Source organism: Labrys sp. F242, assembly GCF_057813875.1.
In genome coordinates this window covers 2,646,730-2,663,899 of sequence record NZ_JBVASG010000001.1, presented here as the reverse complement: position 1 = coordinate 2,663,899, position 17,170 = coordinate 2,646,730, and the positions used below count along the sequence as shown (strand labels likewise).

The following is a 17,170-nucleotide window of genomic DNA, read 5'->3' as shown; positions in this document are numbered from 1 at the left end:
GCGCCTTAGTTGGCTCTAAAACCAGCTCTATGCAGCCTCGACGAAGCTGTCGACCACACGCTTGCGGCCGGCCTTGTCGAAATCGACGGTGAGCTTGTTGCCGTCGACTTCAGCCACCTCGCCATAGCCGAACTTCAGGTGGAAGACGCGGGCGCCGACCTTGTAGGCCGAGGCCGTGCCGGTGGAGCGGGCAACCAATTCGCCCTCGATGGTCAGGGGCTCGCGGCGAAGCGGCGCCTGGGTGGTACGGAATCCGGACGCCATGTTGTGCTGGGCCCGCTGCCAGCCCGGCGTCGAATAGTTCGAGCCGGAAAAAGGCTGGGCCTTGTCGAAACGGCTCATGCCGAGCGAGCCGCCGGAGCCGTAGGAATTGGAAGCTTCCATCACCTCGACATGGGCGGCAGGCAGTTCGTCGACGAAACGCGACGGCATGGTCGATTGCCACAGGCCATGAATGCGGCGGTTGGAGGCGAACCAGACCTTGGCGCGGCGGCGGGCGCGGGTGAGGCCGACATAGGCGAGGCGCCGTTCCTCTTCCAGGCCGGCGCGGCCGTTCTCGTCGAGCGAGCGCTGGTGCGGGAACAGGCCTTCCTCCCAGCCGGGCAGGAACACGGTCTCGTATTCGAGGCCCTTGGCCCCATGCAGCGTCAGGATCGAGACCTTGTCCTCGCTGGCGCCTTCCTCGCTGGCATCCATCACCAGCGAGATGTGCTCGAGGAAGCCGGCCATGTTCTCGAAGCCTTCCATCGAGCGCACGAGTTCCTTGAGGTTCTCCAGCCGGCCCGCGGCTTCGGCCGTGCGGTCTTTCTGCCACATGTCGGTGTAGCCGGATTCCTCCAGGATCAGTTCCGCCAGTTCCTGGTGGCCGAGCACCTCGCTCTGGGCGGCCCAGCGCGAGAAGGAGGCCATCAGGGCGCCGAGCGTCTGGCGCGGCTTGGGCTTGAGTTCCTCGGTTTCCACCAGCACCCGCGTGGCCTGCATCATCGGCACGCCGTTATGGCGGGCATAGTCGTGCAGGATCTGCACTGTGGCGTCGCCGAGGCCGCGCTTGGGCACGTTGACGATGCGCTCGAAGGCAAGATCGTCTGCGGGCTGCATGGTGGCGCGGAAATAAGCGAGGGCGTCGCGGATTTCGGCGCGCTCATAGAAGCGGGGCCCGCCGATGACGCGATAGGGCAGGCCGAGCGTGACGAAGCGATCCTCGAATTCACGCATCTGGAAAGAGGCGCGCACCAGGATGGCGATGTCGTTGAGGGCGTGGCCCTTGTGCTGCAGCGCCTCGATCTCGTCGCCGATGGCGCGGGCTTCCTCCCCCGAATCCCAGGAGCCGGCGACGGTGACGCGCTCGCCCTCCTCGTCGTCGGTGAACAGGGTCTTGCCGAGGCGCCCCTCATTGTTGCTGATCAGGTGCCCCGCCGCGCCGAGAATATGGCCGGTCGAGCGGTAATTGCGCTCGAGCCGGATCACGGTCGCGCCCGGAAAATCCTTCTCGAAGCGCAGGATGTTGTCGACCTCCGCCCCGCGCCAGCCATAGATCGACTGGTCGTCGTCGCCGACGCAGCACAGATTCGGCTTCTCGCCGGCCGGCGTCTGGGCCAGCAGGCGCAGCCACAGATATTGGGCGACGTTGGTGTCCTGGTACTCGTCCACCAGCATGAAGCGGAAGCGGCGGTGATATTCGGCCAGAACGCCCGGGTTTTCGCGGAACAGGCGGATGGATTCCAGCAGGAGATCGCCGAAATCGGCCGCGTTCAGGGTCTTGAGCCGGGCCTGGTAGGCGGCATAGAGCTCGCCGCCCTTGCCATTGGCAAAGGACATGGCTTCGCCCGCAGGAACCTGCGCCGGCGTCAGGCCACGATTCTTCCAACCGTCGATGGCATGGGCAAGCTGGCGGGCAGGCCAGCGCTTTTCATCGATTCCCGCGGCTGAGATCACCTGCTTCATCAGGCGGACCTGATCATCGGTGTCGAGGATGGTGAAATTGGATTTCAGGTCGACCAGCTCGGCATGGCGGCGCAGGATCTTCACGCCGATGGCATGGAAGGTGCCGAGCCAGGGCATGCCTTCCACGCTCTGGCCGATCAGAACGCCGATGCGCTCGCGCATTTCCCGCGCCGCCTTGTTGGTGAAGGTGACGGCGAGGATCTGGTGGGGGGCGGCACGACCGGTGGCGAGAATATGGGCGATGCGAGTGGTCAGCACACGCGTCTTGCCGGTGCCGGCGCCCGCCAGCACGAGTACGGGGCCGTCCAGCGTTTCCACAGCCGCGCGCTGTTCAGGGTTCAAGCCCGTGAGATAGGCGGCAGGCCTTGCGGCGGCCATGGCGCGCGCAGCGATACCGCCGGCGGCCGGCTGATGGGCAAGGGAAGGGGAACGGGGATCGGACAAATCGGATTTTCGCGTGATTCTGGATTGCCGGATAATGACTTAGATGGGGAGCCGCGTCGAGATTGCGAGCACTTCCCATCGGTATGCGTCAACAGTTGCGCCGCGTATCGGTTAAGAGGAGGCTGAGTGCGCCCTCGGCCTCAGCTTTTCCCAACCGAGCTTGGCGCTGTCGACGGCGCGCGCTGGGCAATGGTGGTGACGATGACGCCTACGGCAATCACCACGGCGCCGAGCCAGGTGAGCAAGTCATAGTGCTCGCCCAAAAAGAAGGTGCCGCTGCCCAGCCCGACCGCAGCGCCGACATAGCCGATCTGGGAAAGATAGACCGGCCCGCCCGCCATTTGCAGGCGGAAGAAGACGGCGAACATCGCAGCGCTCGCTGCGACCTGGATCACGCTGAGCAGCGGGGCTTCGGCGAGGGAAGTGAGGCCGAGTTCACCATTGGCAAGCAGCAAAGCGGCCGAAACCACCAGGGAGGAGGCGAGATTGGTGCCGACCGCCAGGGGCAGCGGGCGGGCATTCGGCGGCCAGTCCAGGGTGCGGTAGACATTGCCGATGGCGAGCGAGAGGGGGATGAGGAAGCCGATGCCGATCCACAGCGAACTGGCATCGCCGACCCGCCCCTTGCCGAGCACGATCAGCATGGCGCCGACGAAACCGATCAGGATGCCGGTGACGCCAAGCAAATTCGGGCGCCGCGCATTCAGAGCCGTCGCCAGGATCGTGGTGATGATCGGCGACAAGGTGAACATGATCGAGGCATAGCCCGAGCCCAGATGCGGAATGGTCAGATAGACCAGGAAATTCGGGATGGCATAGGAAATCGTGCCGCCAATGGCATAGAAGCGCAGATAAGGTGGTGTCAGCGGAAAGGCCTCGCGCTTGAGCGCCAGGACAGCGCCGATGACGAGGGCGCAGCCCGTCGAGATCAGCAGGGTCCACACAGCCGGCTGGATGCCGGCCGCGCCGGCCAGTTTGCCGAGCGGGAAGTTGAGCCCAAGAAAAGTGCCGGTCGCCAGCAGCAGGATGAGAGGTTCGGACGTCTTGGAGACAGGCATGAACAAGCTTGTACGGGCTGGGAAGGGGGAACGCATGCCCGCTTGCGTCGGGACGCCGGCCGTGCGCTATGAAAACTTCTCTAGCCGCCAAGCCGATTCCCATGTTCGATGTTTCCCTGCTCACCGCAACCTTTTTCGCTGGCTTCCTTTATACGATTTCGCCCGGGCCGGCCTTCCTGGCCCTGTTCGCGCTCGGTGCCGCCAAGGGACGCACGCCCGGCGCCTGGTTCATGACCGGTCATCTCGTCGGCGATATCCTATGGTCGGTGGCGGCGCTGGCGGCGATTGTCGGGGTGAGCCAGATCGGCCCGACCCTGTTCGACATCCTCGGCATCGGCTGCGGCCTCTACCTGATCTATATGGGGGTGAGGGCCGTGATGACGCGCCGGGACGGCAAGGCTGCGGTGATCGGCGCCGACCGGCCTCTGGTCAATGGCGTGATCTTCGGCCTGACCAACCCGAAATCCTATCCCGTGGCACTCGCCACCTTCGGGGCGCTGGTGGCGCCCTATGGCGATCACATCACCTGGAGCGCGACGCCCGGCCTGATCGTGGCCGCCTTTCTCGGTTTCGTGGCGGCGGACTTCATCCTCTATGTCGCCATCGGCCTCAAGCCAATCCGGACTTTCTTCGCACGCCATGGCCTGTGGGTGACGCGGATCGTCGGCGTCGTCTTCATCGGTTTCGGCCTGAAATCGCTGTTTGACGGCGCGCGCGGCCTGGCGGATTCCGCGCGCGGGTAAAGCGAGAACCCGGGAAAAGGTAGTCGCTTCACGCTGTCATCCCCGGCAAGCCACGCAGTGGCGAGGGAAGGGGATCCAGGGGGCAAATGCGCCACCTCACCTCCTGGATCCCCTTCCCCTCGCGCTTCCTCGCGATGCTCGTAAGCTGCTCGGCCGGGGATGACAGCTACACTTGTTCGTCGAACTCCCCATGACAGCTGGCATCACCCCAAACGCTTGCGCGCCTTGGCGCTGGCGCCCCCGATCAGGCGGTCGGCGACGATGCCGATGAAGGCGATGGCAAGGCCGGCGACGATGCCGCGGCCGGCATCCGCCTTGGCGAGGGCGATGAAGACCTCCTGGCCGAGATCGCGCGTGCCGATCATCGCGCAGATGATGATCATGCTCAGCGAGAGCAGGATGGTCTGGTTGATGCCGAGCATGATCTCGGGCAGCGCCATCGGCAATTGCACCAGGCGGAAGGTCTGCCAGCGCGTGCAACCGGCCGTCTTCGCTGCTTCAATCAGGGTCGGCGGCACTTGCCGCAGGCCATGATTGGTATAGCGGATGGCTGGGACGACGGCGAAGGAGACCGTGGCGATCAGGGCAGTGACGTCGCCAACCCGGAACAGCATCACGATCGGAATGATGAAGCAGAAGGACGGCAGGGTCTGCAGGGTATCGACAACAGGTTCGATCACGCGATACACCCGGTCGCTCCGCGAGGCCCAGACGCCGATCGGCATGCCGATGAGCGTGGCGAGGATCGCTGACACGCCGCAGAGATAGACGGTCGACATCGTCTTCTGCCACAGCCCGGACGAGGCGCAGAAAAGCACGAGCAAGCCGATGAGGGCGGCGAGGCGCCAGCCTGCAAGGCGGTAACCCGCCAGCACCAGCAGGACCAGGGCGGCGAGCCAGGGAATGGCTTCGCAGAAGGCCCGGACCGGGTTGAGCACATAAACGAGAAGCCCGACGCGCAGGGCCTCGATCACGTCGAAGAAATGCACGGTGATCCAATCGACGCCCGCCTTCCACCACGGCGCAGTCGACAAGGTCCAGCCCGAGGGGATTTTGGCGAGAGCCGGCAAGACGAGACTGGCCAGCGTGCTTGCAATCAGCAGAGCCAGCGCCAGGACGAGATGGGGATGGCGGGCGAAGAGCCCGCTGCCCTCCCGATGCACGGGCTGGCCGCCGCGATAGGCAAAGGCCTGCGAGAGCCGATCGAGGGCGATGGCCAGCACCACGATGGCGAAGCCCGCCTCCATGCCCTGGCCGATCTTGAGGGCGCGCAGGGCCAGCAGCACGTCATAGCCGAGCCCGCCCGCGCCTATCATCGAGGAGATGATCACCATGTTCAGCGCCAGCATGATCACCTGGTTGACGCCGACCATGAGCATGGGCCGCGCCGTGGGGATCAGCACGCGCCAGAGCTTCTGGCGCGGCGTGCAGCCTGCCATGACGGCAAAATCGGAGATCTCGGAGGGAATCCGGGACAGCGCCACCATGGTGGCCCGCACCATTGGCGGCGTGGCGAAGATCGAAGTGGCGATCATCGCCGAGACCGGGCTGTTGCCGAACAGGATCAACATGGGGATGAGATAGGCGAAGGTCGGGATCGTCTGCATCAGATCGAGGGCCGGGGTGACCGCCAGCCGATCCAGCTTCGGAAAACGCCAGGCGGCGACGCCGAGCAACAGGCCTGTCAGCACGCAAAGCGGCACCGAGATCAGGATCAAAGCGAGGGTAAGCAGGGCCCCCTGCCACTGGCCGAAAAGCGCGATATAGCCAAAGCAGGCCGCCATCAGGGCCGCGAGCCGCAGCCCTCCGGCAGCATGGCCTGCGATGATCGCCGCTGAGATCACGCCCAGCCAGGATAATGTCGGCAGCGGGATGCCCCATAATTTCAACGGCTTGGCCAGCAATCCGAAAGCAATCTGGAGAGGAAGGTCGAGGATGGCGGCGATCGCCCGTGTCAGCCAGCTCAGATTGCTTTTCATCCAGGCCATGACGGCCGACATCCAACCCGCGAAGGGAATGATCCAGTCATCGGGCCAGGCGGAAAGCCAGCCTGCATTCGACCTCATGAAGTAGAGCGTGATGGCGAGCAGGGAAGCAAGGCACCAGATCACGGTCCAGGTCGTTACCCGGCCACCAGGCGATGTATGCGGTTGAGCGAGGGAAAGGGGGGCTGACTTGCTCAAGCGGCGTTCCTGCGCTGGTCGCCGCCGGTCAGGATATCGAGCACGGCGTCGGGCATGACCTCGCCGAGCAGGGCGCCGGCAGGATCGCGGACCGCGAAGGGCGCGGCGGCACCGATGATGTCGGCGGCGAAAGAGGAGACCTTGTCCGCCGGGGCGAGATTGCCGGCATAGGCGGAACCGGGCTGGGCGGGACGCATGAGGCCGCGGGCGGAAACCACCTTCGCCCTTTGGACGTCACGGGTGAACTCGGCGACATAGTCGGTTGCCGGCCGGGTGACGAGTTCCTCCGGCGTACCGGTCTGGATGATGGCGCCATCCTTCATGATGGCGACACGATCGGCGAGGCGGATCGCCTCGTCGAAGTCATGGGTGATGAAGACGATGGTCTTGTGCAGCACCTTCTGCAGCCGGACGAGTTCGTCCTGCATCTCCCGGCGGATCAGCGGATCGAGAGCAGAGAAGGGTTCGTCGAGGAACCAGAGTTCGGGCTTGGTGGCGAGGCTGCGCGCGATGCCGACGCGCTGTTGCTGGCCGCCTGAGAGTTCGCGCGGATAGAAGCCTTCGCGGCCGCGCAGGCCGACCAGATCGACCATGTCCTGCGCTCGTTTCAGTCGCTCGGCCTTGGCGATGCCCTGGACGGCCAGCGGAAAGGCGACATTCTCGATCACGCTCAGATGCGGCAGCAGGGCGAAGTTTTGGAACACCATGCCCATCTTGTGGCGGCGAAGTTCGATCATCTCGGCCTCGCTGGCCTTGAGCAGATTCCTGCCGTCGAACTCGACTGTGCCGGCGGTCGGCTCGATCAATCGGGCCAGGCAACGCAGCAGGGTAGATTTGCCCGAGCCGGACAGCCCCATGATGATGAAGATCTCGCCCTCGTGCACGGTAAGGCTGGCCTCGCGCACGGCGGCGACCAGGCTTGCCTTGGCAAGGTCCTCATCCGTCGGTCGCTGGCCGTGCCGGGCCAGTTCGCGGGCGGCATTTGGGCCGAAAACCTTCCAGACGTCGCGGCAGGCCAGCTTCACGGCGCGTGTGGCGGTGTCCGGGCCTGGCGAAGCGATCGCGGCTTGCATCGGTGCCTCTTGGTTGCATCGGGGATTGAGGGACGGGCCTCCGGAGCCTGACTTGGAAATCGAGGCCAGAACGCGGGTGTTCTGATTTTGTCATGCCCTGGCCTGTCCCGGGCATCCAGATGCCGCAGCCTGGAGGGCGCAAGGATCTCCGGGACAGCCCGGTGACGACAAAAACCTTGAGGTTCCTGCGATTTTTCGTTCAGCTTCTCCAGGCTCGCCCGTCTCGGCGAGTCATTGGGCCCAGGCTTTCCAGGCCGCTTCGTGGTCGGTGACCCACTTGGCCGCGACCTCGTCCAGGCTCTTGCCTTCGAGATCGACCTGGCCGCTCAGCTTGTTGAGTTCGTCGGTCTCGATCGTGTAGGCCTTGGCAACCTTGTAGGCCACGGGCCATTTGTCCTTCATGCCGGCCCAGGCATATTTCCAGATCTCGCCATGCGGCTTGCCGCAATCATATTTGGCATCCGGGTTGGTACCCCATTTCGGATCGGTGTAGCAGGCCGGCTCATATTCGGGGAATTTCACCCATTCGCCCTGATATTTCGCCGTGGCCCAATGTGGCGAATAGATCCACAGCATGATTGGGGCCTTGCGCTGATAGGCGGAATCGAGCTCGGCGAACATGGCACCGTCCGTGCCGGCATGGATGACCGTGAAGGGCAGCTTCAGGGCTGCCACGCGCTCGTCATCGAAGCCTTCCCAGGTCACGGGTCCGCCGAGGTAGCGGCCTTTGGGAGCGGTATCGGGCGTGGAGAAGGCCTCGGCACATTTGGGGTCCAGCAAAGCCTTCCAATCGGGCAGACCGGGGCATTTCTCCTTCATATAGATCGGGTACCACCATTCCTCCTTGGCCTTGGGACCAAGCTTGCCCAGGCGTTCGGTCTGCTTGGTGGCGTCGGAGGCCTTCATGGCCTCGCCGGCGGTGGTGTCCCAAAATTCGACGCCGAGGGTCAGATCGCCATTGGTAAGGCCGGTCGACAGGCTGGAGAGATAGTCGGCGGTGGGATATTCGACGGTGTATCCCAGCTTTTCCAGGATGCCGCCCAGGATCTTGGCATTGAGATTGACACTGGTCCAATCGAACAAGGCGATCTTGATGGGATCGGAGGATTCCGGCGAAGCCGCCGAGGCCGGTGAAATTCCCACGAGCAAAGCGGCCGCCACGGCCGCAAGGCCGCTGCGTCGAAATACTTTCAGGCAGTCCATAATAGGCACCCTTCCGTCTCTCTGAATGGCCGGCCGGCGCTTGTGCCTCTTGTGGGGCGAGGTCTTCCGCCCAAGGTCTGTCGCCAATGCCGATCCTGGAAGTGTCGCTCAGACAAAGCCCTTGGGCAAGTTATTTTCGTGCCAAGAATATTGTTTATATTTCAAAGCGTTGATGGTGATTATTTGGGCGCTTTGCTCGAAAATGCGGCGCAGCGGTGCGCTCATTTTCCGCCATGGCGTACGCCGATCCTGCGCCCGGATTTCACGGGCGCGCCATTGCATCTGCATCGAGGCTGCAAACGCGCCTGCAAGGATTGGGCATGGCAATGTTCAGGCTCTTCCTTCGCGAATTCTGGCTCTTCGGCCTCAAGCAGGGCTGGGCCTGCCTGTTCGGCGGTTCCTTTCTCGCCCTCATCCTGGCAACGCGCTTCTATTATCCCGAGGGAGCCTGGGGCAGCCGCTATGATTTCCTCTGCTTTGCGGCACTGGGTATCCAGGGCCTGTTGCTTGCGCTCAAGCTCGAGACCTGGGAAGAAGCCGCCGTGATCGCGGTCTTCCATGTCGTCGGCACCGTCATGGAGATCTACAAAACGCAGGCCGGTTCCTGGGCCTATCCCGAGCCGAGCCTGCTGAAGATCGGCGAAGTGCCGCTGTTCTCGGGCTTCATGTATTCGGCCGTCGGCAGCTACATCGCCCGCGCGGCCCGCCTGTTCGACTTCCGCTACAGTTTCTATCCCCGCATGCGCTGGACGATCCTGCTGGCCGGACTGATCTATGTGAATTTCTTCACCCACCATTTTCTGCCGGATATCCGCCTCGGCCTGTTCGCCGCCATAGTCATCCTGTTCTGGCGCACGCAGATCTATTTTACGGTGGACCGGGAACCGCGCTCCATGCCGCTGCTGCTCGGTTTCTTCCTGGTTGCCTTCTTCATCTGGATCGCCGAGAACATCGGCAGTTTCGGCCAGGTCTGGATCTATCCCAACCAGCGCCACGGCTTCGCCTTGGTTTCCTTCGGCAAGCTCGGGGCCTGGTATCTGCTGATGATCGTCAGCTTCGTGCTGGTGTCGCTGGTGCACCGGCCGGTGCTGCTGGCGCGTAGCGCCCGCCGGCTATTGCCGGCTGACTAGCGCCGGGGTGCGGATGGCCCGGCCGACGATCTCGGGCGTGGGCAGATAGCCATGCGAGGAGCGCATCTCGGCGAGATTGTCGATGATGTCGTAAGGGAAGGGAGCCACCCGCCGGGTCGCCATGTCGATATTGAGCGAGATCAGTTCACAGGTGGCCGACACCCAGCCTTCGGTGGCATGACAGAGTTCTTCATAGATATGCAGACGCTTTTCGTCATAGCCGACCAGTTGCAAGCGCACACGCACGGGATCGTCGAGGTGAAGTTCACGCTTGTAGATAACGTGTACTTCCCCGGTGAAGAAGGACATGCCGCGCTCACGGATATAATCCTCCCCCAGACCGACGAGCGCCAGGGCTTCGCCAAGGGCGTTGTCGAACAGGACGTGATAATAGGCCATGTTCAGATGGCCGTTATAGTCGATCCAATGGGGCTCGATGCGCATCTGTGACGATACGAACGGCGCGAAGAACAATGCTGGCAATTTGCTGGTGTCAAACATTTCCGCCTCCACGCCACTAGAGCAAAGCACGTTTTGAAAAAAACGCACTTTTGCTTCTAACTCCTTGTTTCGCGGTGCCTCTACGACTCTTGGTAGTCGCAAAAAGCCCTCGATCTTCTGCCCTCTCACCCACTTCAAACTGAATATCCGAACCTGTTGGGCAGGCTCGGATATTCAGTCTCGTTCCAGGTCTGCCCACACTGGATGGGCGACGATCGATCACGATCGCGATACCCTCTGGCGCAGGGCTTCCAAGTCAGTGTATGCCAAATGGCTGATACCTCAAGACAAAGTAACATATTATGGTCAATTCCGGCGCAAATTCCCGGCGCTACCAGCCCGAAGATCTCTCTGCCGTCTGCGATGCCCTGGCCGGACAATTCGGTCCGCGCTTTTCGGCAAGCCAGGCTTTGCGCGACCAGCATGCAAGCACGCTGACCTGGCTGCCCGCCCAGGCGCCGGATGCCGTGGTTTTCCCTGAGAATGAAAATGAAGTGGCTAATATCGTCAGGTTGTGTGCCGGCCATGGCGTGCCCATCATTCCCTACGGCACCGGAACCGGTCTGGAAGGGCATGTCAATGCACCGGAAGGCGGCGTCTCCGTCGATACCAGCCGCATGAACGCCATCGTTGCCGTGCATGCCGAGGATCTCGACGCCGTGGTGCAGCCGGGGGTCACGCGCAAGCAGCTCAATGACTATCTGCGCGACCAGGGGCTGTTCTTTCCCATCGATCCCGGTGCCGACGCTTCCCTGGGCGGCATGGCGGCAACGCGTGCCTCCGGCACCAATGCGGTGCGCTATGGCACCATGAAGGATAATGTTCTTTCGCTGCGGGCGGTGCTGGCCAATGGCGAGATCGTCTCGACGGCGAGCCGGGCCAAGAAGAGCTCGGCCGGCTATGACCTTACGCGCTTGCTCGTCGGTTCGGAGGGAACGCTTGGCCTCATCACGGAAGTGACCCTGCGCCTGCATGGCATTCCCGAGGCCATCAGCGCCGGTATCTGTCCCTTCGGCAGTGAGAAGGCCGCCTGCGATGCCGTGATCGCCACCATCCAGTCCGGCCTTGCCGTGGCGCGCATCGAACTGCTCGACACGTTGATGGTGAAGGCGGCCAATGCCTATTCCGGCCTGGGCTTGCCAGAGACCCCGATGCTGTTCCTGGAATTCCATGGCAGCGATGCCGGCGTGGCCGAGCAGGCCGAACGCTTCGGCGAAATCGCGACCGAGTTCGGCGGCGGTCCCTTCACCTGGGCCACCAAGCCCGAGGAGCGCACCAAGCTATGGGCGGCGCGCCACAACGCCTATTGGGCGGTCAAGTCCATGTGGCAGGGCGCGGAGATCGTTGCCACCGATGTCTGCGTGCCGCTGTCGCGCCTAGCCGAATGCGTGGCCGAAACCCGCCGGGACATCGATGCCACCGGTCTGATCGCGCCGATCGTCGGGCATGTCGGCGACGGTAATTTCCACGTGCAGCCGATGATCGACATGAGCGATCCTCGCGAGGTCGCTGCCTGCGAGGGCTTTCTCGAACGGCTGGTGGAGCGGGCGCTGGCCATGGAAGGGACCTGCACCGGCGAGCATGGCGTGGGGCAGGGCAAGCGCAAATATCTCAAGGCCGAACACGGTGCCCCGGCCCTGGCGGCGATGCGGGCGATCAAGCAGGCCTTGGATCCGGCCGGCATCATGAATCCTGGCAAGATCTTTCCCGATTGAGCGGCCTGCCGGAGCCGGACACCCGTTCGAGCGTACCGGCTTCAGGAACCGCCGCAAAAAGCAACAGGCGGATGCTTCTCCTCGAAACATCCGCCCATCGTCTTCATTCATCTTGGGCACGTATCCGGGTGCCTGTTGAACCTTGCCTGCGATCGGGCCCGGCTCTGTTTGCTCAAGGATAGTTCCGGCCCGGTCCTTCCTAGAACAAAGTGCGTTCATGGCTGAACGCTCTCCTGCTCTAACTCCCGTTTCGACGCGTCTTTGCGATCCCGTCCAATCGCAAAATGCTTTGGCCGTTGAATCTATCCTCTCCTATGGTGTCACCACCACCGGCTGACCAGCGGCCTTTCCTTCGGTAGCGTCCTTGGGTTTGACACGAACGATGATCGGCATCGTCAAACCGGAAGGAACGGGCCGGCCGTCGAGATAACCAGCCTGCTGCGTTTGCTTGTCCACCGAAAGAAAAACCAGCATGTTCGCTGCTGCTACACGGCTTGTCGGCTCACTACGGGCCAACGGAGACTGCCCCGTGCTAGTCCCAACCGTATAGAAGCCTGCGCCGAAGACACCTAACGCCAATACGACTCCGACGGAGCTGATCAAGCGTAACATTGTGTACCCACCTCACTGAAAGCGAGAGATACCGTTCCTCTATTGACGCGACGCTGTTGTGACGAACGGCCACGAATTCGACCGCCCCTTTTTTGCCCGCTGCTCATCCTTTTGTGGGGGAGCATTCAGGCACAGCCCAGCCGGCTCATGCTTTAGCATTTATTCCGGCGGAGGATGTCATAGCACAAATTTTGTACGGGTCTTAATGAAATCTAAAGACTTGGTGAAAATGTGAACATGGCGGGTCGTTCGTAAGACAATTGCTGCCGAATCTGTTCATAATGAAAGTTTCGATCGGGATTTCGACTGTTTGGGACCATCTCCCGCCGCCCTGTGCAGTGACCCGGGACCACAGTTTCTCCACGTTCCCGGTTTCGTCTCGCCGCGGTTTTCGCGTATGGTCGTCGCTGGCAGGGAAGGGACCTCGAAACCGGATTCACCGTGGCGCCATCGGCGGGGTGAAACATTTGGCGGTCGAGGGCAAAGCGTGTTCTGACGGAACGCATTTTGCTCTAACCCTTCGTTTGGAGGCACCTTTGCGATTCCCGGTACTGGATTGCAAAGGCATTGGAAAGGACGTGCGGCGTGCGCGAGGCGCTCACCGTTATCGGATTTTTGTTGATCGTGGCGTTCGCGGCTGTGTTCACCGCGCCCCTCTACGTCGACTGGAACGCTTGGCGCGAGGATATCGGCAACCGCCTCACGCAGCATTTCGGCACAACCGTCATCATTCGTGGCCCGATCGAAGCGCGCCTCTTGCCCCAGCCCTGGCTTTCGCTCTCGGATGTCAGCATCGGAGACCCCTATGGCACCACCAGGCTGAACGTTGCGCGCATCGATGGAGACGTCAGCCTCGGCGGCCTGCTGCGCGGCGATGTCGATCTTTCCAATGTGGTGGTGCGTGATCCCGCCCTGTCGGTAGCGGCCGATGACGAGGGGACGATCGCTCCCCTTTCGAAATATCCGGTGTCGCTCGGGGCCGCGGTCGAAAGCTTCGAGGTCAGCGGCGGATCGCTTCATTATGTGAACAAGGTCGACGGCCAGGACATCAGCCTGACCGGCATCAATCTGGTCGGTGAATCCGGTTCGGTACTCGGTCCCTACAAGGCCGAGGGCGGCATCAAGATCGCCGGCGTGCCTCATACGATAAAGATCGCGACAGGCGTTGCCGAGAAGGGCAGCCTCAATCTGCGCATCACCGCGGTGCCGGCGGACAAGCCGGTGACGCTCGATCTCGACGGTCAGGTCAAGCTTCAGGGTGGCAAGCCGACCTTTGTCGGGATGGCGACGCTGCTGCGTCCGACCTTCTCCGCGAAGGCGGCGGGAGAAGGGGGGCCGGATGATCAGGCCGCTGGCGAGCAATTGGCCTGGAGTATGTCGGGGCCGGTGACCGCCACGCCCGCAGGCGTGGCCTCCGACAAGGTGTCGATCCAGCTTGGGCCGGACGAGCGGGCCCTCAAGCTTGCCGGCAGCGTGAACCTGGCTTTCGGCGCCACGCCGGTGCTGGAGGCGAACCTTGCCGGCAAGCAGCTCGAACTCGATCGTTTCGCCGGTATCGGCCCCGACAAGCGCCAGCCACCGGCCGCGGTGCTGGCCAGGCTTGCCAGGACCGTACCGACGCTTGCCGGAGCCGCCACCAACGCCCAGATCGATCTTGCCGCCGATGGCCTCATGCTGGGCGGCGAGTTGATCCAGAATGCCCGGGCGAGCCTCAGGGTTGCCGAGGGGAAATTGCAGGTCGATCGTCTCGAGGCGACATTGCCGGGCAAGAGCCATCTCTTGCTGGCCGGCGACGTCAATGACGAAGGAGGCGGGTTCAAGGGCAATCTCGACCTCAAATCGGGCCAGGCCACCGGCCTGATCGGCTGGCTGCAGGGCCAGCCCGTTCTGGGGCGGCCGGATGCCGCCCGCAAACTGTCCCTGAAGGCAGCCCTCGACGCCGACGCCGACAAGGTGGACTTTTCGCAGCTGACCCTCGCCATCGACGATGCCGCGGTCAAGGGCAGGCTGGCCTGGAACCGCCTGGCACACGGCCGGTCCGCCGGGCGGGTCGAAGCCAATCTGGCCGCGCAGCGTATCGATCTCGACGTGCTGCCATCGGTGGCCGCTCTCCTGCCCGGCAGCAGCGATCTGTTCAGCGAAGCCGATATCCGCTTGCAGGCGGAAGCGTTGGCCCTGTCGGGAATCGAGGCCAAATCGGTCAGTGGGCATATCAAGGCGGGCGGCAAGCTGATCGCGCTCGAGGATGTGGTCGTCAACGACCTCGGCGGCGCCAATCTCACCGCCAATGGCCGCATCGACAATATCGGTGCCGAGCCACAGGGCGAGATCCGCATCGTATTGAACGGCAAGGATCTTTCGGGGCTGGCTACCACGCTCAAGCGCAGCACGCTGCCGGTTTTCTGGGTCAATGCCTTTGCGGCCCGCGCGGCCTCGCTCTCGCCGGCCAATGCCAGCCTTTCCGTTGCCTTCGGGGCTGCGCGGCGTTATTCGGTCGACGGCAAGTTCGGCGGCAGCGTTCTGCAACTCGACACCCAATTCGCGGGCACGGGCGCAGGCGAGAACGCCGATATCAGGGTGAAGGCCGACAGCCTCGACGTCGCCACGCTGATGCGCCAGGCTGGGCTCGACTATGCGGTGGGTTCCGTGCCCGGGCGTGCCTCGCTGGAGATGGCCCTGTCGGGTCCGCTCAACGGCGCGATGCGTTGGAACGCCAGTTTCGAAGGAGCGGGGCTGCAACTCTCCGGTACCGGCAAGATGACCGGTTCACTCGAAGCGCCGGCTTTCGACGGGCGCCTGACGGCCAGCACCGACGATGCGCTGGTGCCGGCCCAGCTACTGAGCCTGCCGCTTCCGGGCGTGGTTCCTTCCCAGAGTGCCACGCTGGACTCCGGTTTTCGTGCCAGGGCAGGTCGTTATGTCTTCGATGATCTGACGGGGACAGTGCTCGGCATGCCGGTCAGCGGAGCGCTCACCATCAATGCCGGCAAGCCGACGCGCCTCGACGGTCGCCTGAATTTTCTCAAGGCTGATGGGCAACTGCTCGGCTCGCTGTTCTCGGGAGCGGATCTGGGCGCGGGGAACACCAATGGCAATGCCTTTTCCGATGAGAGCTTTGGTGCGGGAACCTTCGATGCCTTCGCAGGTCGGCTCTCCGTCTCGGCCAAGACGTTGCGCCTGTCTCGACGCCTGCCCGAACTCGACAATGCGCGCGCGGTGCTGAATTTCGGCAATGGCAAGGTGGCCGTCGATGATTTTGCTGCAAAACTCGCCGGCGGTGATGTCAGCGGTGCCCTCCAGCTTTCGCATGCCGCCCTCGATACTGCCGCAAGCGGACATTTCTCGTTGCACAAGGTCGCGCTGCAGGGACGTCAGCTTTCTGGCGAACTGGCCATGGGCGTCGAATTCCAGGGCAATGGCCGCTCGCCCGACGCGTTGATGTCCTCCCTCACGGGGGGAGGAACCGCCGAACTTGCCCAGGCATCGCTGGCGGGGCTCTCCGAAAAGGCCTTCGGCCAGACGGTGGTGGCGGTAGATGGTGGACTTTCCGGCGACGCCGGTCACGTCAGGGAAGCCTTCGAACGCAGCTTGGATGAAGCTCCGCTGAAGACCGGGACGATCAACGGCAATCTCTCGCTCGCGGGCGGCGTGCTCCGTCTCTCCTCGACCCGAGCCACCTCGGCGCAGGGCAGCATTGCCCTCTCCGGTCTGCTGGATCTCTCGGACCTGACGGTGAAGGCCGACATCGCGCTCTCCCCCACCAATCCGGCCGATGGCTTCGGGGGCCCGGCCCCAATCATCCCGGTGCAATTGCGCGGCACCATCGACGCCTTGCAAAAGCAGGTCGATGTATCGAGCCTTGTCGCCTGGCTCAGTATTCGCGGTGTCGAACAGCAGGCCCGCAAACTCGAGGTATTGGAGGCACAACGGCGGATCGAGGAGAAGGCTCAGGAGGACGCGCGTCGCGCGGAAGCCTTGAAGATGCAGAAGGCGATCGAAGATGCGCGTCGGAAAGCCCAGCTTCAGGTCCCGGCACCCACCAGTCCACCTCTGCAACTGAGGCCGGGAGCACCGGTGCCGGCAACGGGCGGGGCGGGGGTCCCGCTGGCGCCCACGGCCGGGCTTCCCGGCGTGCCGCCGGTGAAATTGCCTTCTCTCGAAAACCTGCCCGCCTCGTCGGTAACCCCCGGCCACACCACGGTGGTGCCAGCCCCGCTTCTGCCGAATTCCGGGCCGGCCTTGCCGCAGGCTCCCATCGGATCACCGCCGATCGGCCCCTGAGGCGGGGGAGGGCCGTTGCTTACCGCTATTCCAGGTTGAAAGCAGATGTCGGCGGTTGCGGGTGGTATTATAAGGCCGTCTATTTTGCGTTACACACAAGACAGCAGATCTAGCCTTTATGGACGCGCTAAGTCTGAAGCAAGCTAGGTCTTCAATTGTTCGAATGGGCTAGGGCCGCTGCCGTGGAGACAAACTCCTGCAACATGATGAAGGCAAGCATCAAGCGGGAGCAAAACCAGGCCTGCCGGATGGAACCTGCTTTCCATCAATCAGGCGAACGCGA

12 protein-coding genes are annotated in these 17,170 nt (G+C 63.2%); 4 read left to right on the top strand and 8 right to left on the bottom strand.

Translation table 11 applies throughout. The features are described from left to right. Positions 1–27: 27 nt before the first annotated feature. Complete coding sequence (locus tag ACZYTC_RS12485; protein WP_441773983.1) at positions 28–2,388, bottom strand: ATP-dependent helicase; 2,361 nt, start codon at positions 2,386–2,388, stop codon at positions 28–30. A gap of 140 nt (positions 2,389–2,528) precedes the next feature. After that, on the bottom strand, positions 2,529–3,446 hold the full coding sequence (locus ACZYTC_RS12480) for a DMT family transporter (RefSeq protein WP_434955768.1): 918 nt from the start codon (positions 3,444–3,446) through the stop codon (positions 2,529–2,531). 101 nt (positions 3,447–3,547) lie between these two features. On the opposite strand from ACZYTC_RS12480, the gene ACZYTC_RS12475 reads away from it, so the two are divergent. Next, positions 3,548–4,189, top strand: a complete 642-nt coding sequence (locus ACZYTC_RS12475) for a LysE family translocator (protein WP_488989704.1) — start codon at positions 3,548–3,550, stop codon at positions 4,187–4,189. Between the two features lie 203 nt (positions 4,190–4,392). Here ACZYTC_RS12475 and ACZYTC_RS12470 read toward each other — a convergent pair whose 3' ends face one another. The 4 genes from ACZYTC_RS12470 to ACZYTC_RS12455 form a co-directional block, all read right to left on the bottom strand. Next, on the bottom strand, positions 4,393–6,372 hold the full coding sequence (locus ACZYTC_RS12470; RefSeq protein WP_488989703.1) for an ABC transporter permease: 1,980 nt from the start codon (positions 6,370–6,372) through the stop codon (positions 4,393–4,395). Further along, the gene (locus ACZYTC_RS12465) at positions 6,369–7,445 is read right to left on the bottom strand and encodes a quaternary amine ABC transporter ATP-binding protein (protein WP_441773979.1); all 1,077 of its coding nucleotides are present in this window, start codon (positions 7,443–7,445) and stop codon (positions 6,369–6,371) included. The genes ACZYTC_RS12470 and ACZYTC_RS12465 overlap by 4 nt, the downstream gene beginning before the upstream one ends. Positions 7,446–7,676: 231 nt before the next feature. Then, entirely contained in the window at positions 7,677–8,648 is a 972-nt protein-coding gene (locus ACZYTC_RS12460; protein ID WP_441773978.1) for an ABC transporter substrate-binding protein, read from the bottom strand. A 108-nt stretch (positions 8,649–8,756) separates the two neighbouring features. Then, a complete protein-coding gene (locus tag ACZYTC_RS12455; protein ID WP_441773977.1) occupies positions 8,757–8,936 on the bottom strand; it encodes a hypothetical protein in 180 nt (59 codons plus the stop codon). A 32-nt stretch (positions 8,937–8,968) separates the two neighbouring features. On the opposite strand from ACZYTC_RS12455, the gene ACZYTC_RS12450 reads away from it, so the two are divergent. Further along, a complete protein-coding gene (locus tag ACZYTC_RS12450) occupies positions 8,969–9,778 on the top strand; it encodes a DUF817 domain-containing protein (protein WP_441773976.1) in 810 nt (269 codons plus the stop codon). Here ACZYTC_RS12450 and ACZYTC_RS12445 read toward each other — a convergent pair. Next, positions 9,761–10,279, bottom strand: coding sequence for a thioesterase family protein (locus tag ACZYTC_RS12445; protein WP_441773975.1), 519 nt, complete (start codon positions 10,277–10,279; stop codon positions 9,761–9,763). The two genes, ACZYTC_RS12450 and ACZYTC_RS12445, sit on opposite strands and share 18 nt — an antisense overlap. A gap of 302 nt (positions 10,280–10,581) precedes the next feature. Between ACZYTC_RS12445 and ACZYTC_RS12440 the strand changes: the two genes are divergently transcribed. Beyond that, positions 10,582–11,994: an FAD-binding oxidoreductase gene (locus tag ACZYTC_RS12440; protein WP_441773974.1), complete on the top strand. Its 1,413-nt coding sequence runs from the start codon at positions 10,582–10,584 to the stop codon at positions 11,992–11,994. A 312-nt stretch (positions 11,995–12,306) separates the two neighbouring features. On the opposite strand, the gene ACZYTC_RS12435 is transcribed toward ACZYTC_RS12440, so the two are convergent. Further along, complete coding sequence (locus ACZYTC_RS12435) at positions 12,307–12,468, bottom strand: hypothetical protein (protein ID WP_156771335.1); 162 nt, start codon at positions 12,466–12,468, stop codon at positions 12,307–12,309. 723 nt (positions 12,469–13,191) lie between these two features. Here ACZYTC_RS12435 and ACZYTC_RS12430 point away from each other — a divergent pair. After that, the gene (locus ACZYTC_RS12430) at positions 13,192–16,887 is read left to right on the top strand and encodes an AsmA family protein (RefSeq protein WP_441773973.1); all 3,696 of its coding nucleotides are present in this window, start codon (positions 13,192–13,194) and stop codon (positions 16,885–16,887) included. Positions 16,888–17,170: the final 283 nt, after the last annotated feature.

Bases quoted from the DNA above. Each gene is read 5' to 3' on its own strand.
- ACZYTC_RS12480 (WP_434955768.1), bottom strand. From the start codon at position 3,446: ATGCCTGTCTCCAAGACGTCCGAACCTCTCATCCTGCTGCTGGCGACC.
- ACZYTC_RS12475 (WP_488989704.1), top strand. From the start codon at position 3,548: ATGTTCGATGTTTCCCTGCTCACCGCAACCTTTTTCGCTGGCTTCCTT.
- ACZYTC_RS12465 (WP_441773979.1), bottom strand. From the start codon at position 7,445: ATGCAAGCCGCGATCGCTTCGCCAGGCCCGGACACCGCCACACGCGCC.
- ACZYTC_RS12460 (WP_441773978.1), bottom strand. From the start codon at position 8,648: ATGGACTGCCTGAAAGTATTTCGACGCAGCGGCCTTGCGGCCGTGGCG.
- ACZYTC_RS12455 (WP_441773977.1), bottom strand. From the start codon at position 8,936: ATGCAGATGCAATGGCGCGCCCGTGAAATCCGGGCGCAGGATCGGCGT.
- ACZYTC_RS12450 (WP_441773976.1), top strand. From the start codon at position 8,969: ATGGCAATGTTCAGGCTCTTCCTTCGCGAATTCTGGCTCTTCGGCCTC.
- ACZYTC_RS12445 (WP_441773975.1), bottom strand. From the start codon at position 10,279: ATGTTTGACACCAGCAAATTGCCAGCATTGTTCTTCGCGCCGTTCGTA.
- ACZYTC_RS12440 (WP_441773974.1), top strand. From the start codon at position 10,582: ATGGTCAATTCCGGCGCAAATTCCCGGCGCTACCAGCCCGAAGATCTC.
- ACZYTC_RS12435 (WP_156771335.1), bottom strand. From the start codon at position 12,468: ATGCTGGTTTTTCTTTCGGTGGACAAGCAAACGCAGCAGGCTGGTTAT.